Source organism: Asanoa ferruginea (genome assembly GCF_003387075.1).
Taxonomy (GTDB): domain Bacteria; phylum Actinomycetota; class Actinomycetes; order Mycobacteriales; family Micromonosporaceae; genus Asanoa; species Asanoa ferruginea.
Genome location: NZ_QUMQ01000001.1, coordinates 5,326,470 through 5,347,498, shown reverse-complemented (window position 1 = coordinate 5,347,498; position 21,029 = coordinate 5,326,470). Strand labels below are relative to the sequence as shown.

Sequence of the window (21,029 nt, the reverse complement as noted above, 5' to 3'; positions counted from 1 at the left end):
ATTTCGCGATGTCGGCCCGCGGGCGGCGGAACCTCCGGAAGATCAACGTCGTGGCCAGCTCACCGACGACCTCGCCCAGCCCGATGGAGATGCTGCGCAGCCGCGGCTACGTGGCGCTGCTGATCCTGGGCGCGGCGGTCGGCGTACCCGTGGCGATCGTCGCGTATTTCTACCTGGAGTTGGTCAACAAGGCCCAGCCCTTCTTCCTCACCGACCTGCCCCACCACCTCGGGTTCGCCGGCACGCCGGTGTGGTGGCCGATCCCGATGGTCGCGGTCGGCGGCGTGCTGGTCGGGCTGAGCCTGCGATATCTGCCGGGCAACGGGGGGCACAACCCGGCCGAGGGCTTCGCCTCGGGTCCGACCGTCAGCGCTCGCGACCTGCCCGGCGTCGCCTTCGCGTCGCTGGCGACGCTGGCGTTCGGTGCGGTGCTCGGTCCGGAGGGCCCGCTGGTGCTCATCGGCTCGGGCCTGGCGGTGCTGATCGCGCGGCTGATCAAGCGCGACACCCCCGAGAAGGCGCTGGTCCTGGTCGGCGCGGCCGGCAGCTTCGCGGCCATCTCGACGCTGCTGATCTCGCCGCTCGCGGGCGCGTTCCTGCTCCTGGAGGCGGTCGGCGTCGGCGGGAGCATGGCCAGCGTGGTGCTGGCGCCCGGGCTGCTCGCGGCCGGCATCGGCGCGCTCATCTTCGTGGGCCTCGACCACATCACCGGATTCGGCACGTTCTCGCTGGCGGTGCCGCACATCCCGGCCCTCGGAACGCCGACCGTGGGCGAGTTCGGCTGGGCCCTGGCCATCGGGCTGGCCGCCGGGGTCGTCGGCACCGCGATCCGCCGGCTCGCCTTCCAGATCCAGGCGACGGTGCCGCCCCGCCCGCTGCTGGTCACTCCCATCGCGGGCCTGGTCGTCGGCGGGCTCGCGGCCATCTTCGTCGCGGCCACCGACAAGGGTGCCGAGGAGGTGCTGTTCTCGGGGCAGACCGCCCTCCCGGCCCTCATCCAGGGTGCCGGCGCCTGGTCGGTCGGCGAACTGGTGCTGCTCGTCGTGTGCAAGAGCCTGGCGTACAGCGTCTCGTTGAGCAGTTTCCGCGGTGGCCCGACGTTCCCCGGCATGTTCATCGGTGCGGCCGGCGGGATCGCCCTGTCCCACCTGGCCGGCCTGCCGCTGACCGCCGGCGTCGGGATGGGCGTCGGCGCGATGACCGTGGTCATGCTCGGCGGCCTTCCCCTGACCGCCGTTCTGCTGACGCTGCTGTTCCTCCAGAGCGAGGCGACCAACCTCATCTCGGTGGTGATCGTCGCCGTCGTGGTCGCCTGGGTCACCGCGGCCAGACTCTCCCCGTGGCTGCGACCACGACCGCGGGATCCCGGCGACTGAGCTGTGCGCCGACGGTCAACAACCGTGCGCGCAAAGCCAACCAGGTCTGGCTCCCCGCCCCGCACCATGGGAATGCCCGGCGCGGGCACGGAAACGGGGAGAACACGATGGAGCCGAACGATCGCACGACCACGCCGACGACGACCAGCCGGCGCGAGCTGCTCCGCAGGGCCGCCGTCATCGGAGTCGGCGGTGCCGCCCTCCTGGGCGCCAGCACACTGACGGCCACGCCCGCGTTCGCGGGGGGCTACCAGAGCGGCTGGCGCGTCTGCCACGAGTGCAAGACCATGGTCTGGGGCAACGGGATGGTCGGCAAGTGTGGGGATTCACGGGTGGCCAAACACAACACCGCCGGCAGTTGGGATTACAAGTTCCTCTTCAACACCAACGCGGGTACGGACTTCCAATCCAACTGGAAATACTGCCGTCTTTGCAGCAGCATGTATTTCGGCTATGGATTGGACGGCCACTGCCCCGGCGGCAGGCAGACGCACGACGGCACCGGCAGCTTCGACTATTCCATCTACTTCGGATCCCTGCCGCAGAGCCAATCGGGCTGGGCCTACTGCCGCAACTGTCACGGCCTGTTCTTCGGCCCGTGGCAGGCCTCCAGCGCGTGCCCCGCCTTCTGGGGCGAGATGCGGCCACACGATGGCAACAACAGCTACAACTACCAGTTGTGGGTCCAATCGTATTCATGACGCTCCCCCACCATCGGACGGAGCCAACGTGCCTGCCGTGTGTGTCCTCGGCCCGGTCGAGATAGTCAGCTCGGGTGCCCCGGTCAGCCTTGGTCGCCTCGAAAAGAGCCTGGTGGCCAATCTGGCCGCCCATGCCAATCGCGTCGTCTCGGTCGACCGCCTGATCGAGGGGCTGTGGGACGAACACCCACCCACGTCGGCCCGCAACCGGATTCAGGCGTTGGTCTCGTCGCTTCGCCGGGCTCTCGACGACCGTGCCGTGGTGGTCACCCACTCGACCGGCTATCTCCTGCGGATCGACGACGCCGGCTACGACGCGGCTCAGTTCGAGACCCAGGTGCGGCTCGGCCGGGCGGCGGCCGAACGCGGAGCCCACGCTGACGCGTCGGCGCTTTTCGAGGCGGCGCTGGCACTGTGGCGTGGGCCCGCCTTCGACGGTGTCGACTCGGCCCTGGTGCGCGGCGAGGCGACGCGCCTCACCGAACTGCGGCGGACGGCGCTCGCCGAGTGGGCGAGCGCCAGGTTGGCCTGCGGCGACCAACAGGCCGTGGTGACCGAGCTGGCGGGCCTGGTCGCCGCGGACCCGCTGCACGAGAGGCTCCGGGGCCTGCTGATGGTGGCCCTGCACCGCGCCGGCAGGAAAGCCGACGCGCTACACGTGTATGCCGAGGGCGCCGCCGTTCTGGCCGACCAGTTCGGCCTGGACCCCGGCACCGAGCTCCAGCGCCTTCGGCAGCTCGTGCTCGTCGACGACCCGGAGGTGCTGGGGCCGGCTCCTGCCACGCCATCCGCGGGTCCGACCCCGGCCCAGCTTCCCGCCGCGGTCGGCGGATTCGTCGGGCGCGGCGGGGAGCTCGAGCGCCTCGACGCCGTGTTGTTCAACCACCACCGATCGGCCGCCGTCACCGTCGCGGTCATTTCCGGCACCCCGGGCGTCGGCAAGACCGCCCTTGCGGTGCACTGGGCGCACAGCGTCGCCGGCCACTTCCCCGACGGGCAGCTCTACGTCAATCTTCGCGGGTTCGATTCGAGCGGCTCGGCCGTGCATCCGACCGAGGCGCTGCGGGGTTTCCTCGACGCGTTCGAGGTGGCGCCCCATCGCATTCCCGTCGACCTGGCCGCCCAGGTGGGGTTCTACCGCAGCCTGCTGGCCGGTCGCCGGGTGCTGGTGGTGCTCGACAATGCCCGCGACATCGAGCAGGTCCGTCCACTGTTGCCGGGCTCGCCCGGTTGCCTCGTGCTGGTGTCCAGCCGGACCCAGCTGACCGGCCTGATCGCGGTCGAAGGCGCCCACCCGGTGCCGTTGGACCTGTTCAGCCACGGCGATGCGCGGCAGCTGTTGGCACAGCGCATCGGCAGCGACCGGGTGGCCGCCGAACCGGCGGCCATCGACACCCTCATCACCCATTGCGCGCGCTTACCGCTCGCCCTCGCCATCGTGGCGGCCCGAGCGGCGATGCACCCGTCCGCCGCGCTCGACAGGCTCGCGGACCACATGCGCCAGGCCGGGAGCGACCTCGACCAGCTCGACGGCGGCGACGCCAGCACCGACGTGCGGGCGGTCTTCTCCTGGTCGTTGGGCGCGGTCAGCGACCAGGCCGCGGGCCTGTTCACCCTCCTCGGCCTGCACCCGGGCCCGGACATCGCCGAAAACGCCGCCGCCAGCCTCGCCGGCGTGCCGGCGGCGCGGGTCAGGGCGATGCTCCACGAGCTCGCGCGGGCCCACCTGGTCGTCGAGGTCGGTCCTGGCCGGTATGGCCACCACGACCTGCTCCGGGCCTATGCACGGGAGCTGTCGGACACCCGCCTGCGGGTCGCCGAACGGGAGCTCGCGTCGCGCCGGATGCTCGACCACTATCTGCACACCGCACACACCGCCGCGCTCCTGTTGGCGCCGCACCGCGACCCCCTCACCCTGCCCGAGCCGGCCACCCACGTCACCCAGGACCAGGTGACCGGCCGGGAACAGGCGATGCGGTGGTTCGACAACGAGCACCGGGTGCTGCTCGCGCTGATCGATCTGGCCGCCGAGCAGGGCGGCATCGAGGAATACGCCTGGCGGCTGGCGTGGTCGTTGGGCGACTTCTTCGATTGGCAGGGCCACTGGCAGGACTGGGCGCGCACGCAGCGGGCCGCGCAGCGGTCGGCGACCCGGATCGGCGACCTGGCCGGCCTCGCGCAGAGCCATCGCGGGCTGGGCCGCTCCTACATCCGCCTCGGCGACCTGGGCGAGGCCGAAGCGGCGCTGGCCGCGTCGCTGCGGTGCTTCGACGAGTTGGGTGACCCGTCCGGCCAGGCGCACGTCCACCTGGACCTGTCCTGGCTGCATGACACCCAGCAGGCTTATGCCGAGGCGGCGCAGCACGCGGAGCAGGCGCTCGCGTTATACCGGGCCATCGGAAACACGCACAAGGAGGCGCACTCGCTCGCGTCGGTCGGCTGGTCCTGGGCGCGCCAGGGTGACCACGAACGCTCCCGCCGATACCTGGTCGACGCGCTCGCCCTGCACCAGCGAAACGGCGACCAGCATGGCGAGGCCTCGGCGTCGGAGAGCCTCGGCTACGCCCACCACCATCTCGGCCAGCACGACGAGGCGGTGCGGCACTACGCCCACGCCCTCGATCTCTGTCAGTCCCTCGGCGACCGCTACGGACAGACGGTGATCCTCGATCGCCTGGGCGACGTCCACCACGAGGCGGGAAATCTCGACGCCGCACGCGATGCCTGGAAGAGGGCCGCGGACCTCCTCGACGAGTTGGGCAACGACGAATCGGTACGCGTACGCGAGAAGCTCAGTTCCATGGTGTGACCGGTCGCACCACCACCCCGAGCACGGTGTCGATCGGCACGTATCCGAAGTGCCGGGAGTCGTGGCTTTCGGGGTTGTCACCCCGGACCAGGAGACACCCGTCCGCCACAGTGGACTCCGCGACGATCCGGCGTTCGTCGGCCGGCACCCGGTCGCCCGGCCCAGCGGCGACCCGCTTGACCATCCACGCCGGGCCGTCGTCCTTGTGTTGGTCCGGCATCCGGAAGACGACCACGTCGCCGAGGCGCGGGCGGCGATGGACCCTCACCAGCAGGACGTCGCGGTCCTGATAGGTCGGGCTCATGCTGCTTCCCCGCACGACGATCAGCTGGAAGCGCCGCCGAACGACACCTACACCCACCCCCGCGGCGAGCAGGAGTGCGGCGGCCGCGAGATAGGTCATCCGGCGACCCGCTCGTCCTGATAGCCCGACGCCTGGAGCCGAAACAGCCCGGCATACTCACCGTCGGCCGCCATCAGCACGTCGTGACTCCCCCGCTCCGCGATCCGGCCGCCCACCAGCACCGCGATCAGGTCGGCGTCACGGAGTGCCGCCAGCCGATGCGACACCAGCAGGCTGGTCCGGCCGCGCCGGTGTTGGTGCAGCGTGTGGTGAATGCTGTGTTCGGCGACGACGTCGAGGCCGGAGTTGGGCTCGTCGAGGATCAGCAGATCGGCGTCTTCTCTCATCAGCGATCTGGCGAGCGCGACGCGTTGCCATTGCCCTCCGGAGAGGAGCACCCCCCGTTCCTGCGTCTCCTCGTCGAGGAATGCCCGGCTCAGCATGGCGTCGTACTGGCGCGGAAGCCCCGAGATCATCTCGTGGATCTGGGCCATCTCGGCGACCTGCCGGATCCGGGCGCGGTCGTCGACCCGGCCGATGTCGCCGATCCCGATGTTCTCCCTCGCCGTGAGGTCGAAGTTCATGTAGTCCTGGAACGTGGCCTGGATCCGGCTCCGAAGCTGCTCGATGTCGAACTCTCTGATGTCGATGCCGTCCCACAGGATCTGCCCGCGGTCGGGATCGTAGAAGCGGCAGAGCAGCTTCGTCATGGTGCTCTTCCCGGCACCGTTGGCACCCACCAGTCCGACCGAGGTGCCGTGCGGGACGACCAGGCTGACGCCGCTCAGAATCCAGGCACCGGTGCCATACCGGAACCAGACATCGCGGAACTCGATGCCGATGCGCAGCGGCGGCACGGTGCGCCGGCCGCTCGGCAGGTCCGCCGGGGTCTCGAGCACGGTGACGAACGACCTGAACAGCGACAGTGCCGAGGTGAGCTGGCCCGTCTTGAAGACCATGCCGAACAGCGCACCCTGAACGCCCGCGACGGCGGCACCGAACAGCCCGACGTCGCCGATGGTCAACCGCCCGGACAGCACCCCGCGCGCCACGACCAGGCCACCGAGGCCGACAACCGCCGCACCGACAGTGGTGAGAAGCGTCTGCGCGACCGCGGTCCGCCCCGCCACCCGCAACTCCAGGCCCGCGGCGCTGCGCTGTAGGCGGATCATGCGGTCGTGAAAGACCCGGCCAAGGCCGAAGAGGCGGATCTCTTTAGCCGCTCGCGGGTCCGTGAGCATGGTGGCGAAGAACGCGCGGCGTCGGTGGCGGCCGGTAGCCTGCTCCGCCGCCCGCACCTCGAGCCGGGCGATGTGCAGATGCACCAGGGTCGCCGGCACCGCGACGACGATGAGCAGCAGTGCCATCGGCGGCCAGATCACGATCAGCACTCCGGCGAACGAGGCCAGCGTAACCACAGATCGCACCGTCTCGCGGGCGAAGCCGGCCACCTCGTCGGGAGCACCCTGAGCGCCCTGCTCGGCCAGCCGCAGCTGGTCCAGAAAGGACGGATCCTCGAAGTGCCGGAGTCCGGAAATCGCGTTCACCCGCCGATAAAGCTGGTCGGTGACCCGAATGCTGGTGGCGTGCCGCTGCCTGAGCTCGACCAGCCCGGACACGTGCCCGATCGCCGCGGTCATCGCCGCGATCACGCCGGCCAGCACCACCAGGGTCGTGACCCGACTCATAGTCGCCGCACTACCCAACGCCAACTCGTCCAGGAGCAGCTTGCCCAGCCAGGCCGCAGCGCCGGGCAATGCCGCCGCGGCACAGGTCAGCACCAGCAGAATCAGGGTCTCGGCCCGGGCCGCCCGCCAGCCCAGCCCGAGGGCCTTGACCGCCAGCCTCAGCTGGGAATGCCGGCGCCCGGCGACGTGGTTGTCGCCCCCGCTCACGTCAATGACTCGGTCAGGACCGGCTCGCGCCGCTCCGCGCCCACCGAGTCGAACGACCTTCCGGCGGCGGTGACGACGCCGTCGTCCACCCGCACCAGCGTGGGGTAGCCGACGATTCCGCCGAACGCACCGCTAACGACCTCGTCGAGCTCTCCGGAGATCAGGACCACCCGGGCCGTGTCCCGCAGATTGTCGACCAGATACTGGACCTCGTCCGTCGCCGGGGTTTCTCCGCGCACGAAGAACAACGCCGAGGTGCCCGCGGAGATTCGTCCCTCCCGAGCCGCGTCGACGAGGCTTCGGCAGGGACCACAGCCGGGCATCACGAAGCCGACAACCGTTGACCGCCCGGCCAGATCCGCCGTCGACACGGCCGCGCCGTCGATGTCACGAGCGACGAAGTCGCCCACCTGGGCCCCGGTCGCGGGTAGGTCGAGCTCCGCACCGTCGTGGGAGCCGGCATCGCGGAGTTTGCGAATGATGGCGAAGCAGAGCACCAGGTTGAGGATGGTGATGGCGGCCAGCACAACCACACACGCCAGCAACGTGTTAATCACGACCTGCCTCCGATCTGTTGGTGAGCCCGCGGAGCGCGGGCCGCGAGAAAGACGAGATCCTCCATCCGCACCACAGCTACCGCCCCGATCACCGCGGTGGCTGTCGCAACGACGGCACCGGTGGGCGAGACTCCGCCGGGGGCGGCCGTCATCCATCCCGCGATCCCGGCTCCGGCCGCACCGATGAGGAGGAAATTGCGGACCAGGTGCGGTGCACCCTGCGGCATGGTCCCGCTGGTGCCAAAGCACTGACAGGTCGTTCGCTTGCCGCGCACGAGGGATGCCGCGGTGACGGCGGTGAACGCGGAGGTCAGGAGCAACGCCAGGGCGAACCCGAGCCACCACCAGCGTGGCAGGAGAAGCAGCAGCGCGATCGCGGCTTCGCTCAGGACGACACCGTAGGCGATCGACCGGCGCAGGCGCGGCGGGATCCATTCGTACTCACCCAATGACCGCGCGAATCGGTCGAGGGAGCCCGGCCTGCCCTTTCCCACGGCCGCCGCGAGGAAGACCAGCAGCAACAGGACTCGACACATCAACAGCAGATACGCCACGGCCACCCTTTCGGTGCGGCGGGTAGGCGCCGTTGGCGCCCACCCGCCAGGACAGATCAGCAGTAGGAGCGATAGATGTTCTCGTAGCCGCACAGGGTGTTGGTCCAGTAGCACCCGCCGGTGCACGAGATCTTCTGGATGTACTTCGGGCGCCGGAGCGTCTGGTTGCCGATGCAGTAGGCCCTGGCCTCGTCACCGAAGCAGCCGCAGGACTGCCCCATCTCGGGCACACAGGCACCCGCGTCGCTGCGTTGGATGAGTAGACCGAGCATCCGGTCACCCAGCCGGTTCATGACTCGCGTCATCAGACCTCCCTGGTGGTAGGAAACGTGCTGGTCATCACCATGAGGGAGGGCGCTGCGAAGCCGCTGCGATCGCGCTGCGGTACGGGTGATTGTTCTTCGTATACAATCATCGTCAGACTTCATTGTGAGAGGCGGCTGGGTGGACACGGACCTGCCGGGCAAGATCGGCGCTCAGCACCTGCCGCTCCGTGACCAGGTGCTCGATGCTCTCCGGAAGGGGATCATCAGCGGCGACTATCCGCCCGGTGAGCGGCTGACCGAAGACCGGTTGGCGGAAGACTTCGGGGTTTCCCGCAACCCCGTCCGCGAGGCCCTGCGCGTGGCCGAGGCGGAGGGGTTCGTGGTCATCCTGCCTCGCCGCGGCGCCGTCGTCGCGTCTCCGAGCAGTGCGACGATCGATGACATCTTCGCCGTACGCGAGCGCCTCGAACCGTTGGCCGCCCGCCTCGCTGCCCAGCGGGCGACGCCCGGCGACGTGACGACGCTACGGGCCCTGCTGGGCCAGGCCCTCCTGGCGACCGAGCAGCAGGACCTGCGCCGCGTCGCCGAGTTGAACAGCGCCCTGCATCTTCAGATCCTCGAGATCAGCGGGAATCCCTGGTTGGCGTCCATCGCCAAGGCGCTCTACCTGCACGTGCAGTGGGTCTTCCAGATGACAGCCAAGGAGCGGGCACCGCACTCGGCCCACGAGCACATCAAGCTGGTCGACGCCATCGAGTCCGGGGATGGCGAGTTGGCCGAGTCGGTCGCGCTCGCCCACCTCGGCGCGGCCTCCATGGCCGCGCACGAGACGACGGAGAGCTAGCGCCCGCCCGCGTAGCCCCGCAGCCCCGGGGCTACGGCCCACGCCGGACGAGACGACGGGAGCTATCGGCCGACCGCGTAGCCCTGCATGCCGCGCGGGTTCGCCCCCGCGGCCAGGAGCCCCGTCGCGGGGTCGCGGGACACCGCGCACATCCGGCCGAGGCTCCACGACCCGGACAGCCGGACCCGATGCCCGAGCGCGCCGAGCGCGCTCAAAACCGAGGCGTCCACGCGGTCCTCCAGCACCAGGACCCCGGGCTCGGTCTCCCGCGGGTAGAACGACGACGGGAAGCTGGTCGTGTGCCAGGTCGGCGCGTCGATGGCTTCCTGCAACGACTGGCCGCCGGCCAGATGCCGGAGCAGGAACAGCAACTGCCACTGGTCCTGCTGGTCGCCGCCGGGCGTGCCGCAGGCCAGCACGGGCTGCCCGTCGCGGTGCACCATGGTCGGGCTGAGCGTCGTGCGCGGCCGCCGGCCCGGTGCGAGCGACGACGGCAGCCCCTCCTCCAGCCAAAACATCTGGAGCCGGCTGCCGAGCGGGAAGCCCAACTCGGGGATGGTGGGCGAACTCTGCAACCAGCCGCCGCTGGGCGTAGCGGAGATCATGTTGCCCCAGCGGTCGGCGACGTCGACGTGGCAGGTGTCGCCGCGGGTCACGCCGTTGGGCTTGACCGTCGGCTCGCCGGTGGTCGGGTCGGCGGCGAACACGCCCGAAATCTGCTGGGGAAGGCGCGGTTCAGCACCGTTGGGTCGGCCGGGCCGCAGGTCCACAGTGGCCGAATCGCCGATCAGGGCCGCCCGCGACGACGCGTAATCCCGGGACAGCAACGCTTTCATGGGTACGTCGCCCGCGTCGCCATACCAGGCCTCGCGATCGGCGAACGCCAACTTGAGCGCCTCGGCCTGGGCGTGGATGCCGCGCGTCGTCGACGGGTCATACACAGTGGAATCGTCGAGGGCGTCGAGGATCGACAGCGTCTGCAACAGCACCGGTCCCTGACCCCACGGGCCGGTTTTCGCCAGCGTGTAGCCGTTCCACTCGTGCGTGACCGGCTCTTCCCAGGTAGCGGAAAAGCCGGCCAGGTCGTCACCGGTCACCACGCCGGCGTGCGCCTCGCCACTGGAGTCCCGGAACGGCCGCCGGGAGAAGCGGTCGATCGCTTCGGCGACGAACCCTTCCCGCCACGCGTGCCGAGCCGCCTCGATCCCACCCTCACGGTCCAGGCCGTCCGCTTCCGAGGCGCTCACCAGCCGGGCCAACGTGTCCCCGTAAGCCGGGTTGGTGAACAGGCCACCACGCTGGCGCAGCCAGAGCTCCGCCGATGTCGGCCAGTGCTGCTCGAACAGCGAGCGCACCGCCTCGACGGTCTCCCACGCGCGCGCGACCAGTGGGTGCCCGGTGGTCGCGTACTCGATGGCGGGTGTCAGCACTTCCCGCAGCGACCGGGTGCCGTGGTCGCGCAACAGCAGCAGCCACGCGTCGACAGCGCCGGGCACGGTGGCGGCCAGCGGGCCGGAGCCGGGGATGAGCTCCATGCCGAGCGACCGGAAGTGACCGATGGTGGCGCCGGCGGGTGCGGTGCCCTGGCCGCACAACACGCGCGGGCGGGGGTCGGCCGCGGTAGCCACGATGGCGGGCACCTCGCCGCCCGGCCCGTTGAGGTGTGGCTCCACGACGTGCAAAACGAAGCCCGCGGTCACCGCCCCGTCGAAGGCGTTGCCGCCCCGCTCGAGAACTCCCATCGCCGCCTGGCTGGCGAGCCAATGTGTAGATGACACCATGCCGAATGTTCCTTGCAGGGTCGGCCTGGTGGTGAACGTCATTTCGTAACCCTCTCGCGAACATCCGGGCGCGTCCCGTCGGCTCCCACGAGGTGACACGCCGCCTCTCCGTCACCGATCTTCACCTGCGGCGGCACCTCGGCCGCACACTTGTCGAACGCCAGCGGGCAGCGGGTGCGGAACCGGCAGCCGGACGGCGGGTCGAGCGCCGACGGCAGGTCGTCGCCGAGCAGGATCGGCTCGCGGGCCCGTTGGCGCACCGGGTCGGCGACCGGCGCGGCCGCGAGCAACGCCTGGGTGTAGGGGTGGGCGGGACGCGCGAAGATCTGCTCACGCGAGCCCGTCTCCACGAGTTGGCCCAGATACATCACGGCGATCTCGTCGGCGAGGTATTCGACCGCGGACAGGTTGTGGGTGATGAAGAGGCAGGCGAACCCGATGTCCCGCTGGAGATCGGCGAGAAGGTTGAGCACCGACGCCTGCACCGACACGTCGAGCGCGCTGGTCGGCTCGTCGGCGATGAGCAGCGACGGCGATGAGATCAGCGCCCTGGCGATGCTCACCCGTTGCCGCTGCCCGCCGGAGAGTTCGTGGGGATAGCGCCGGGCCACCTCCTGGCGCAGGCCCACCTGGCCGAGCGCCCGGTCGACCCGCTGCTGCCGGTCCCGCCGGGAGATCCGCTCCCCCGACAGGCGCAACGGCTCGCCCACGACATCGCCGACGAGCATGCGCGGGTCGAGCGAGCCGGCCGGGTCCTGGAAGACGATCGACGACCGGCTCCGGTGTGGTCGCAACTGGCGGCGGGTGAGCCGGGTGACGTCGACGCCGCCGATGGTGACGGTTCCGCTGGTCGGTTTCAGCAGCCGCACGACGCACCGGCCCACCGTCGACTTGCCGGAGCCGCTCTCGCCGACCAGGGCCGTGACGCCGCCGCGCGGGATCCGAAGCGACACCCCGTCGACGGCCCGCACCGGCCCGAAGTGCATCGTCAGGTCTTCGATCTCCAGGGCGTACGTCATCGAATCGTCTCCTGCCGTGCGGCCCGTGCCGAGGGGACCGGATGCCAGCACGCGGCGCGGTGATCGGAGCCGCCAAGGCGCTCCAGCGGCGGCGCGGAAGCGCGACAGGTGTCGTCGGCGGCCGGGCACCGATCGGCGAACGTGCAGGCGTCGGGCTGGGTGGCCAGGACGGGCACGAGCCCGGGGATCTCCTGCAACCGCTCGGTGCCGGCGTGCCGCCCCGGAATCGGGGACGCGTTGAGCAGCCCGTCGGTGTAGTGGTGGTGCGGGTGGGCGAACAGCTCGGTGACCGGGGCCTGCTCTACGACGCGGCCGGCATACATGACGACCACGCGGTCGGCGATGTCGGCGATCACGCCCAGGTCGTGGGTGATGATCAGGATGCTCGTGCCCAGCCGGTCGCGCAGGTCGCGCAACACCTTGAGGATGCCGGCCTGCACGGTGACGTCGAGGGCGGTCGTCGGTTCGTCGGCGACCAGGACCGTCGGGTTGCAGGCCACCGCCATCGCGATCATCACGCGTTGCCGCATGCCGCCGGATAGCTGGTGTGGATAGTTGTCGACCCGCTTCGCGGCGGACGGGATGCCGACCAGCGACAGCAGTTCGACCGCCCGCTCCCGCACCCGCTTGCGGGAGAGCCGCTCGTGCACCTCGAGCACCTCGCCGATCTGGCGGCCGACGGTGAGCACCGGGTTCAGCGAGGTCATCGGCTCCTGGAAGATGTAGGCGATCTCCTTGCCGCGTACCCGTCGAAGCTCTGTCTCCCGTGCCCCGATCAGCTCTGTGCCGCGCAGCCGGACCGAGCCGGTGACGCGGGCGCTGCCCGGCAGCAGGCCGGCCAGGCTCATCGCCGTGACGCTCTTGCCGCAGCCGGATTCGCCGACGACGCCGACGATCTCGCCGGCGGCCATTTCGAGGCTGACGTGGTCGACCGCGGAGACGTTCCCGCTCTCCGTCACGAACGAGACCGAGAGGTCGTCGACCGCAAGGATCGGGGCCGTCATCGGTCGCCTTTCGGGTCGAGGGCGTCGCGGAGTGCGTCGCCGAACACGTTGAACGTCAACGCCAGCACCATGATCGCGACGCCCGGGAAGGTCGCCGCCCACGGTGCCTTGGCCGCGAACTGCTGGGCGGTCGCCAGCATCGTGCCCAAGCTGGGCGAGGGCGGCTGGATGCCCAGGCCGAGGAAGGAAAGCACCGCCTCGCCCAGGATCGCGACCGGCAGCGTCACCGTGGCCTGCACCAGGATCACCGAGGTGGCGTTGGGCAGGATATGTCGGGTGAGGACCCACAGGTCGCTGGCGCCGTCGACCACCGCCGCGGCGACGAAGTCGAGCGACTTGAGGCGCAGGGTGTCGGAGCGGATGACCCGGATCACCCCGGGGATCTGCGCGATGCCGATCGCCACGGCCGCATTGCTGAGGCTCGCGCCGCGGATGGCGGCCAGCCCCACCGCGAGGATGAGGAACGGAAACGCCAGCAGCAGGTCGGTGAACCGGCTGATCACGGCGTCGACGGCCCGGAAATAGCCCGCGGCCAGCCCGAGCGGCACGCCGACGACCAAGGCGGTGACGACCGCGAGCAGCCCGACCTCGAGCGAGGCCCGGATGCCGAAGATGATGCGCGACAACACGTCGCGGCCCAGGTCGTCGGTGCCGAGCAGGTGCCCGGCCGTGCCCGGCGACGCGAAGAGATGGCCGAAGTCGGTGTCCTCCACCGCGTGCGGCGCGATCCATGGTGCGAGCACGGCGACCAGCACCGCGGCCGCGAGCACCACGAAGCTGATGATGGCCAGCGGGTTGCGCCGCAGCCGCCGGAACACGCGCGTGCGCCGGGTGAGGCCGGCCGGGCTCTCGACGATCGGAACGGTCACGATGGTCATGCCGCCTCACCCGCCACCCGGATGCGCGGGTCGATGACCGAATAGAGCAGGTCGACCAGGAAATTGATCACGATGTACGCCGTAGCGGTCAGCAGGACGACCGCCTGGATCACCGGGTAGTCCCGCTGGAACACCGCGTCGATGGTCATCTTGCCGAAGCCGGGCAGACCGAAGATCGACTCGGTCACAACCGCGCCGGAGATGAGGCCGCCGAGCTGCAGGCCGACGATCGTGACGACCACGATGAGGCTGTTGCGCAGCGCGTGCCGGCCGATCACGGCGCGCGGCGACAGGCCCTTGGCCTTCGCCGTGCGCACGTAGTCGGCCGAGAGTGAGTCGAGCATCGCCGACCGGGTCTGCCGCATGATGATCGCCGCCAGGCCGGTGCCGAGGATCACCGCGGGCAGGATGATGTGGTGCAGGTTGCCCACCGGGTCTTCCAGCAGCGGAACGAACCCGGAAGCCGGGAACAGGCCGGTCGCCACGGAAAGATAGAGGATGGCGAGCAGGCCGAGCCAGAAATGCGGCACCGACAACCCGATCAGGGCCAGCGCGTTGGCCACCCACTCGGCCGGGCGGCCCCGGCGCACGGCCGCGACCACCCCGGCACCGATGCCCAGCAGCGCGGCGATGAGGATGGCCAGCACGGATAGCTCGACGGTGACCGGCAGGGCGGTGCGGATCATGTCGGACACCGGGATGCCCGTGCGGATCGAGCTGCCGAAGTCACCCTGGATCGCGCGTTCCACGTAGTGTCCGAACTGGACCGTGACGGGACGGTCCAGTCCGTACTCCGTGCGGATCGCCGCCAGTGCCTCGGGCGAACGGTCCTCCCCCGCCAGCGACAGCGCGGGGTCACCCGGAAGCGCACGGATTCCGAGGAAGACCACCACCGTCGCCAACACCAGGGTCAGCGCCGAGTGCCACGCGCGGGTCAGTAGGTACCGGGCCACGGGAACCTACTTGGCGAATCCGGCGAAGGCCGCGCGGATGACGCCGTCGGGATACACCTGGACGCCCTTGACCTTGTTGGAAAAGGCGGTCAGGTTGGCCTGCCGGTAGAGGTAGATGAGCGGGTTCTGGTCCTGGAGCAGGCCGACCGCCTGTCCGTAGAGCTGCTTGCGCTCGTTGAGGTCGGTCGACTGGCGGGCCTTGTCGAGCACGGCGTCCAGCTCCGGGTTGCTGCTGCCGCCGACGTTCTGGCTGCCGCCCGTACCCACGAAGTTCGTGATGTTGGCGTCGGGGTCGATGCGACCGCTCCAACCCAACTGGAGGATCTCGAAGTTGCCCCGGTCCTGCTCGTCGAGCAGCGAGGAGTATTCGACCGGGCTGATCTTGATGTCGAAGCCGCCGTCCTTGACCATCGACTGAAGCGCCTGGGCGAGCCGCAGCGTGTCGGGAGTGTTCGAGGCCAGCATGTTGATGGTGTAGGGCACCTGCACGCCGGCTTCCTGGAGCAACTGCTTGGCCTTCGCAGGATCGTGCTCGCGGCACTTCTGCGCCGCCTCCGACGAGAACGCGCTCGCCGGCGAGATCGGGCTACAGGCCGGGGTGGAGATGCCGTTGAAGACGGCGTTCACGAGCGCCTTGCGGTCGATCGCGTACTCGAATGCCTGCCGGACCTTGGCTTCCTTCGCGATCGGCCGGTCGATGGGCTTCGGCGGGGTGCCGAGCCCGTCGACGTTGCCGACGTTGATGGTGATCCCCTGATAGCCCAGCGACTGCGACTGCAACACGGTCAGCGACGACTCCTTGCGGAGACTGTCGACATCCTGGGTGGACACGCTGTCGGCGACCTCGGCGTCGCCGGAGCGCAGGTTGGCCGAGCGGATGCTCGCGTCGGTCAGGATCCGCCACGAGATGCCGTCGAGGTGCACCTTGTCGGCGGCGTAGTAGTTGGGGTCCCGCACGACGTCGATCGAGCTCTGCGGCACCCGCTTGCTGAACTTGAACGGACCCACGCAGACGGGGGCCGAGGCGAAGTTGGTGCCCAGCTTCTGGAGGGCGGCCGGGCTCATGATCATGCCAGCGCGGTCGGCCAGCGCGCCGAGGAGCGGTGCGAAGGGCGTCTTCAGGTGTACGACGACCGTCTGCGCGTCAGGCGCATCGACGGTGTCGATGGGCCCGATCTCGCTCTTGCGCGCCGACTCCGGCAGCTTCAAGTTTCGTTCGAGGGTGGTCTTGACCACCGCGGCGTTGAACTCCGTGCCGTCGGCGAACTTGACGCCCTGACGCACGGTGATCGTGACGGTCTTGCCGTCGGGGCTGACGGTCGGAAGGGCGGTGGCCAACTGCGGCACGACCTGCGCCTTCTCGTCGACGTCATACAACTTCTCGCACATCGCCTGGAAGACATAGCGCGAGTAGAGGCTGCGGGACAACGAGGGATCCAGCCGATCGGGCTCCGCGGAAAGAGCGACGGTCAGCTTGCCGCCCTCCTTGACTTCGTCCGGGTTGGCCGGGCTGCCAAAGGAATTTTGGCTCTGCGAAGGCTTATCCGCGGGTGCGGCTTCATCAGCCACCGGTGAGCAGGCCGTGAGCGCACAGACGAGCGCGACCGCTCCGATGGCGGCCCGGCTTGCGCGCGAGAGGTTCGTCATGACGGGCTCCTCGATCGACGATTGCCGAAGCGTATGTTGTATACGAGTGATCTCGCAAGGCATCCGCCCGGGTCGACACGAAGATCCATTGCGGTCGGTCCACACCGGTTCATCCGTCGTGCGGTGCGGCCACGGCCGTCGACCGGCTGGCCGCGACGCCAGCCGGTCCGGAGACACGTGGGCTCAGGTGAGGCCCTCCGGCGGCGCGCTCTTGCGCCGTTGATAGAAGGTGCGGAACAGGTCCAGCAGAGTGGGGTCGTCGACGGTGCGCATGAGCCGGGGACGCGCCAACAAGTATTCGCAGACCCGCATCCACGCATGGGCGGCCGCCGTGGTCAACCCGGCCGCGGACACGGCACCGGCCGTGCCGACGATGACGTTGGCGCCCGGGACATACCTGCCCAGCTGCATGCCGCTCTCCTTCGCCGCCTGCTTGACGGCGACCCGCTCGGCGACCTTGACACCTCCCTTGACGGCCGCACCGTGCATGCCGGTGACTCCGACCACGGCGATCGCGGTCACCTTGAGCAGTTGCTGCTTGCGGATCGGCAACGCGTAGGTGGCACTGATCTTGGCGATCATGGCCGCGAGCGTCACGCCCAGTCCGACGAGGTCTGCGGCGGGGACCGGGAGGACCGCGCCGGCGCCCGCACCGACCGCGACCTTCCGGTAGTTCCGCAGGATCCGGATGGCTTCCTTACGCTGCACCGACAGGTCTAACCGCTGCACCGCGTTGATCGCCGCGGCCGCCGACGGGACGAGTCGGATGGTCGCCTCGAGAAGTTCGTCGAGCCCTTGCGCGGGAAGGGTCGGCCCGCCGAGTTGCGGCATCGCGATCGAGTTCACCATGAACACCCGGCCGTTGGCGGCCAGCGGCAGGCCACGGCCCGCGATGTCGGCCGCCACCTCGGCGACGGCCGGCATCACCGCGTCGCCCAACTTGGCGGCGTGGGTCAGGACGAGCATCACCGGCAGCCCCATCTCGTGGATGGCCGAGATCAGCTCGCCCTGTTCCTTGGTGAATCGGTTGGTGAGCGGGTTGTGCACGAACCAGACGACGTGGATCCACGCTTCCTGCGGGCCGAGCCGCAGGTCCGTGACGATCTTGCGGATGGTGCCGGCGAGTTCCTCCGTGGAGCCGCCGCCGGTCACGAACCCGACGTTGTCGTAGATCGTCAGTGGGTCCTCGGTGGTCCGCCGGTGCCGTTCGAGCTTGACCGTTTGCGCGTCGCCGCGGCCGGTCTTCGCTGTTTCGATACCGAAGATCGCATTGATCAGCTCGCTCTTCCCGACTCCGGTGTCGCCGAAAACCGCGAGATTGAACGTGCCGATCTCCCGAAGCTGCTCTTCGTATGCGAGCCGGGCGGCAGCCATGATTCTGTCGAAGTCGCTATGGTCGCTCGATTCGGCCATGTGCGTCACTTCCCTATTTGTCGGCGTCGGCGGCGTTTGCCCATTGTGATACGGCCCACCCGCGGCGCGGGGTTCACCGATCGACAAGATCCTTTGTGGACCGACGCGGCTGACGGGGCTACGGGTCGACACGAAGATCGACTGGTGCCAGTCTGGGTTCGTGACCGAGCTGCTCGCCGTGACCGTCGCCGGGCTCGTGGTGATCGCCGCCGCTACGGTGTTCGGTCCTCGCCTGGGCGTCGCGGCACCGCTCGTGCTGGTCGCGATCGGCGTCGCCGCGAGCTTTCTGCCGGCCTTCGGCGCGGTGCACATCGAGCCCGAGCTGATCCTCGAAGGCGTGCTGCCGCCGCTGCTCTACTCGTCGGCGGTGTCGATGCCGGCGATGAACTTCCGCCGCGAGTTCGGCGCGATCAGCGGCCTGTCCGTGCTCCTGGTGGTGGGCAGCGCGCTCGCCCTCGGGCTCTTCTTCATGCTGGTCATCCCGGGGCTCGGCTTCGCCTGGGGCGTGGCCCTCGGCGCGATCGTCAGCCCCACCGACGCCGTGGCCACGTCGATCATCAAGCAGACCGCGGTGTCCAAACGCGTCGCGGCGATGCTCGACGGGGAGAGCCTGCTCAACGACGCGACCGCGCTGGTGCTGCTGCGCACCGCGGTCGTCGCGGCCGCCGCGTCGTTCTCGCTGTGGGGCTCGGTCGGGCGGTTCGCGTACTCCGTTGCCATCGCGGTCTTGATCGGTTGGCTCGTCGGCCGGCTCCACCTGATCGTGCGGCGGCGGGTGACCGACCCGACGGTCAACACGGTCATCTCGTTCGCGGTGCCGTTCATCGCGTCAGTGCCCGCCGGGCTGCTCGGCGGCTCCGGCCTGGTCGCGGCCGTCGTCGCCGGGATCGTGACGGGCATCCGCGCACCGCGCGAACTGTCGCCGCAGAACCGCCTCTCCGACTCGCAGAACTGGCGCACCGTCGAACTCGTGCTCGAGGGCGCGGTGTTCCTGACGATGGGCGTGCAGCTCACCTCGATCGTGTCAGCCGTCGACGTCGGCGTCGGGACGACCGTGCTCGTCGCCGTCGGTGCGCTCGCGCTGACGATTCTGGTGCGGGCCGCCTACATCGCGCCGCTGCTGCGCGTCCTGCACGGGCTGTCCCGGCGCACCGACCGGTTGCAGACCCGCCTCCTCGACATGCGGGAACGGATGAGCACCTCGGAGGGGAAGCAGGAGACGCTGGACGAGCTCAACGCGCGGCCGCTGTTCAAGGTCTCGGAGCGCGACCTCGAACGCTTCACCGTGCGGATCACGCGCGGGCTCGCCGACATCGAATACTTCCGGCGCGAGCCGTTGCAGTGGCGCGAAGGGCTCGTGGTCGTGTGGGCCGGCATGCGCGGAGCGGTGACCGTCGCGGCCGCGCAGACGCTCCCCGCCGACACTCCGCAACGGTCGGTGCTGGTGCTCGTCGCCTTCGCGGTCGCGGTGCTGTCACTGCTCGTGCAGGGCGGCACGATCGGGCCGCTGGTGCGATCGATCACCGCCGACGTCGACCGGGCCGCGCTCGACGAGCAGGGCAAGCAGGAGCGCGACCGGCTCTTCGACCTGCTGAAGACGAGCGCGGAGAGCGTGCCGGACGCCTACGCCGGCCGCGATCCGACGCCAGAGGGTTTCGAGGCGGCGAAGCGGACGCGGCTCGCGGTGCTGGCGGCGCAGCGGTCGGCGCTGCTCGACGCCCGCGACAACGGCACCTTCGACGCGGACGTGCTGGAAACCGCCTTGGCCAACCTCGATGCCTCCGAAATCACCATCGAGATGCGCGGCCGGCTCGCCGGCTAGGTTTTCAGCGGCCGCTGGGCGGAATCTTCGAGTTGTGGTCGGCGCGGTCACCGGCCTTGAGTTTCTTCGCGGCGCGCTTTTCCTTCAGCGACCTTTCCGCCGGTTTCTTAGCGTCGCCCTTTTGTTTCGACTTCTCAGCCATGATCGCCCCTTCACGTGCGGTCGGTAGCGCGCCCATCACTGTAGTCGGCAACGTCGGGCCGTGGGCTACTGTGCCCCGGTGGACCGTCCCCGCCTGACCCACGTGCGGGTCAATGTGCGCGACCTTGATGCGGCCATCGTCTGGTATGAGGACCTCCTGGGCGTTCCCGCCAAGGGTCATTGGCCTCCGGAGAACCCGACCTACGCGCATTTCGACGTGGGTGCCGCACAATTCGCCGTCGGCCGCTACGAACCGGTGCCGGCCGGCGCGCGGTTCAACTTCGAGGTCGACGACGTCGACGCGTGGTGGGCCCGGCTGGGCCCTTCCGCCGACGTCGTCGAGCCGCTCTTCGACACGCCTTACGGGTCGCGCAAGTTCACGATCCGCGACCCCGACGGCAACGAGCTGGGCTTCGTGCAGGCATAGGCGTCAAGGCTTCCGCACGGCGTAGCGCAGGTGGGTCACCGCGCCGGTGACGGGCGGGCCCTCCTGGATCAGCTCGGCGCGCGCGCCGGCGAACAGCGACGTGCCCTGCCCCAGCAGCAGGGGTACGAGGTGGAGGCGGACCTCGTCGAGGAGCCCCGCCCCGAGCAACGCCCCGGCGACGTGCGCACCGAGCACCAGCACGTCTTTGCCCCGCGCGGCGTCTTTCGCCCGCCGCGCCGCGGCCTCCAGTCCGTCGAAGGCGAACACCCCGCCGTTGTCGCCGACCAGGTCTTCGCGGGTGCGGTGGGTGACCACGAAGCTGGGGACGCCGGGAAAGGGTGTGCCACCCCAATGGGGCAAGCCGAGGTCGAAGGTGCGCCGGCTGATGATCGTCGCGCCCGCCGACGCGGAGACCTCACGATGCGTGTCGACGTCGACGGCCATCCATTCGTGCAACCCTTCGCCGCCGTCGCCCATGGGCTCCGCCTCCCGGACGTTGGGTCCGGCCGTGAACCCGTCCAGGGACATCGACACGTCCCACACGATCTTGCTCATCGCTCCGCTCCCCTATGTCTGCGGCGTCCCGTTCGGGCGCCCTC

The 21,029-nt window shown here is 69.8% G+C and carries 20 protein-coding genes; 6 read left to right on the top strand and 14 right to left on the bottom strand.

Features of this window, described 5'->3' with window-relative positions; all coding sequences use genetic code 11:
• Positions 1–50 precede the first annotated feature (50 nt).
• The 3 genes from DFJ67_RS25100 (at position 51) to DFJ67_RS25095 (ending at position 4,886) form a co-directional block, all read left to right on the top strand.
• On the top strand, positions 51–1,376 hold the full coding sequence (locus DFJ67_RS25100) for a chloride channel protein (RefSeq protein ID WP_203783193.1): 1,326 nt from the start codon (positions 51–53) through the stop codon (positions 1,374–1,376).
• Positions 1,377–1,483: 107 nt separating this feature from the next.
• Positions 1,484–2,077, top strand: a complete 594-nt coding sequence (locus DFJ67_RS42855) for a hypothetical protein (protein ID WP_170215968.1) — start codon at positions 1,484–1,486, stop codon at positions 2,075–2,077.
• A 28-nt stretch (positions 2,078–2,105) separates the two neighbouring features.
• The gene (locus DFJ67_RS25095) at positions 2,106–4,886 is read left to right on the top strand and encodes an AfsR/SARP family transcriptional regulator (protein WP_170215967.1); all 2,781 of its coding nucleotides are present in this window, start codon (positions 2,106–2,108) and stop codon (positions 4,884–4,886) included.
• On the opposite strand, the gene lepB is transcribed toward DFJ67_RS25095, so the two are convergent.
• From lepB to DFJ67_RS25070, 5 genes are read right to left on the bottom strand one after another with little or no spacing between them, the layout of a single operon-like run.
• Positions 4,870–5,289 carry a signal peptidase I gene (lepB, locus tag DFJ67_RS25090; protein WP_116070256.1) on the bottom strand — a complete coding sequence of 140 codons (420 nt, stop codon included), beginning with the start codon at positions 5,287–5,289 and terminating at the stop codon, positions 4,870–4,872. The genes DFJ67_RS25095 and lepB overlap by 17 nt on opposite strands.
• Positions 5,286–7,124, bottom strand: a complete 1,839-nt coding sequence (locus tag DFJ67_RS25085) for an ABC transporter ATP-binding protein (RefSeq protein WP_203783195.1) — start codon at positions 7,122–7,124, stop codon at positions 5,286–5,288. Before DFJ67_RS25085 ends, lepB begins: the two co-directional genes overlap by 4 nt.
• Positions 7,121–7,681: a hypothetical protein gene (locus DFJ67_RS25080; RefSeq protein WP_147315594.1), complete on the bottom strand. Its 561-nt coding sequence runs from the start codon at positions 7,679–7,681 to the stop codon at positions 7,121–7,123. Before DFJ67_RS25080 ends, DFJ67_RS25085 begins: the two co-directional genes overlap by 4 nt.
• Positions 7,678–8,235 (bottom strand): MauE/DoxX family redox-associated membrane protein, encoded by a 558-nt coding sequence (locus DFJ67_RS25075; protein WP_116070254.1) that lies wholly within the window; start codon positions 8,233–8,235, stop codon positions 7,678–7,680. Before DFJ67_RS25075 ends, DFJ67_RS25080 begins: the two co-directional genes overlap by 4 nt.
• Before the next feature lie 56 nt (positions 8,236–8,291).
• Positions 8,292–8,540, bottom strand: coding sequence for a hypothetical protein (locus DFJ67_RS25070; RefSeq protein WP_116070253.1), 249 nt, complete (start codon positions 8,538–8,540; stop codon positions 8,292–8,294).
• Positions 8,541–8,679: 139 nt separating this feature from the next.
• On the opposite strand from DFJ67_RS25070, the gene DFJ67_RS25065 reads away from it, so the two are divergent.
• Entirely contained in the window at positions 8,680–9,345 is a 666-nt protein-coding gene (locus DFJ67_RS25065) for a GntR family transcriptional regulator (protein ID WP_147315593.1), read from the top strand.
• A gap of 62 nt (positions 9,346–9,407) precedes the next feature.
• Here DFJ67_RS25065 and DFJ67_RS25060 read toward each other — a convergent pair whose 3' ends face one another.
• The 7 genes from DFJ67_RS25060 to DFJ67_RS25030 form a co-directional block, all read right to left on the bottom strand.
• Positions 9,408–11,168: a gamma-glutamyltransferase family protein gene (locus DFJ67_RS25060; RefSeq protein ID WP_116070251.1), complete on the bottom strand. Its 1,761-nt coding sequence runs from the start codon at positions 11,166–11,168 to the stop codon at positions 9,408–9,410.
• Entirely contained in the window at positions 11,165–12,145 is a 981-nt protein-coding gene (locus DFJ67_RS25055) for an ABC transporter ATP-binding protein (protein WP_116070250.1), read from the bottom strand. Before DFJ67_RS25055 ends, DFJ67_RS25060 begins: the two co-directional genes overlap by 4 nt.
• Complete coding sequence (locus DFJ67_RS25050) at positions 12,142–13,149, bottom strand: ABC transporter ATP-binding protein (protein ID WP_116070249.1); 1,008 nt, start codon at positions 13,147–13,149, stop codon at positions 12,142–12,144. Before DFJ67_RS25050 ends, DFJ67_RS25055 begins: the two co-directional genes overlap by 4 nt.
• Positions 13,146–14,027, bottom strand: coding sequence for an ABC transporter permease (locus DFJ67_RS25045; RefSeq protein ID WP_116070248.1), 882 nt, complete (start codon positions 14,025–14,027; stop codon positions 13,146–13,148). The genes DFJ67_RS25050 and DFJ67_RS25045 overlap by 4 nt, the downstream gene beginning before the upstream one ends.
• Positions 14,024–14,980, bottom strand: coding sequence for an ABC transporter permease (locus DFJ67_RS25040; RefSeq protein ID WP_116070247.1), 957 nt, complete (start codon positions 14,978–14,980; stop codon positions 14,024–14,026). The genes DFJ67_RS25045 and DFJ67_RS25040 overlap by 4 nt, the downstream gene beginning before the upstream one ends.
• Positions 14,981–14,986: 6 nt before the next feature.
• Positions 14,987–16,627 carry an ABC transporter substrate-binding protein gene (locus DFJ67_RS25035; protein WP_116070246.1) on the bottom strand — a complete coding sequence of 547 codons (1,641 nt, stop codon included), beginning with the start codon at positions 16,625–16,627 and terminating at the stop codon, positions 14,987–14,989.
• 183 nt (positions 16,628–16,810) lie between these two features.
• A complete protein-coding gene (locus tag DFJ67_RS25030; protein WP_147315592.1) occupies positions 16,811–18,127 on the bottom strand; it encodes a GTPase in 1,317 nt (438 codons plus the stop codon).
• A 73-nt stretch (positions 18,128–18,200) separates the two neighbouring features.
• Here DFJ67_RS25030 and DFJ67_RS25025 point away from each other — a divergent pair, with 73 nt between their 5' ends.
• Positions 18,201–19,862: a cation:proton antiporter gene (locus DFJ67_RS25025; RefSeq protein ID WP_116070244.1), complete on the top strand. Its 1,662-nt coding sequence runs from the start codon at positions 18,201–18,203 to the stop codon at positions 19,860–19,862.
• Between the two features lie 4 nt (positions 19,863–19,866).
• Here DFJ67_RS25025 and DFJ67_RS42850 read toward each other — a convergent pair whose 3' ends face one another.
• On the bottom strand, positions 19,867–20,004 hold the full coding sequence (locus tag DFJ67_RS42850; protein WP_170215966.1) for a hypothetical protein: 138 nt from the start codon (positions 20,002–20,004) through the stop codon (positions 19,867–19,869).
• Between the two features lie 78 nt (positions 20,005–20,082).
• On the opposite strand from DFJ67_RS42850, the gene DFJ67_RS25020 reads away from it, so the two are divergent.
• Positions 20,083–20,430 (top strand): VOC family protein, encoded by a 348-nt coding sequence (locus tag DFJ67_RS25020; RefSeq protein WP_170215965.1) that lies wholly within the window; start codon positions 20,083–20,085, stop codon positions 20,428–20,430.
• 3 nt (positions 20,431–20,433) lie between these two features.
• On the opposite strand, the gene DFJ67_RS25015 is transcribed toward DFJ67_RS25020, so the two are convergent.
• Positions 20,434–20,985, bottom strand: coding sequence for a dihydrofolate reductase family protein (locus tag DFJ67_RS25015; protein ID WP_116070242.1), 552 nt, complete (start codon positions 20,983–20,985; stop codon positions 20,434–20,436).
• Positions 20,986–21,029: the final 44 nt, after the last annotated feature.

What these genes read in the sequence shown, in the direction of transcription:
- DFJ67_RS25015 (WP_116070242.1), bottom strand. Translation starts at nt 20,985, where the DNA reads ATGAGCAAGATCGTGTGGGACGTGTCGATGTCCCTGGACGGGTTCACG.
- DFJ67_RS25055 (WP_116070250.1), bottom strand. Translation starts at nt 12,145, where the DNA reads ATGACGTACGCCCTGGAGATCGAAGACCTGACGATGCACTTCGGGCCG.
- DFJ67_RS25060 (WP_116070251.1), bottom strand. Translation starts at nt 11,168, where the DNA reads ATGACGTTCACCACCAGGCCGACCCTGCAAGGAACATTCGGCATGGTG.
- DFJ67_RS25035 (WP_116070246.1), bottom strand. Translation starts at nt 16,627, where the DNA reads ATGACGAACCTCTCGCGCGCAAGCCGGGCCGCCATCGGAGCGGTCGCG.
- DFJ67_RS42855 (WP_170215968.1), top strand. Translation starts at nt 1,484, where the DNA reads ATGGAGCCGAACGATCGCACGACCACGCCGACGACGACCAGCCGGCGC.
- DFJ67_RS25070 (WP_116070253.1), bottom strand. Translation starts at nt 8,540, where the DNA reads ATGACGCGAGTCATGAACCGGCTGGGTGACCGGATGCTCGGTCTACTC.
- DFJ67_RS25050 (WP_116070249.1), bottom strand. Translation starts at nt 13,149, where the DNA reads ATGACGGCCCCGATCCTTGCGGTCGACGACCTCTCGGTCTCGTTCGTG.
- DFJ67_RS42850 (WP_170215966.1), bottom strand. Translation starts at nt 20,004, where the DNA reads ATGGCTGAGAAGTCGAAACAAAAGGGCGACGCTAAGAAACCGGCGGAA.
- DFJ67_RS25045 (WP_116070248.1), bottom strand. Translation starts at nt 14,027, where the DNA reads ATGACCATCGTGACCGTTCCGATCGTCGAGAGCCCGGCCGGCCTCACC.
- lepB (WP_116070256.1), bottom strand. Translation starts at nt 5,289, where the DNA reads ATGACCTATCTCGCGGCCGCCGCACTCCTGCTCGCCGCGGGGGTGGGT.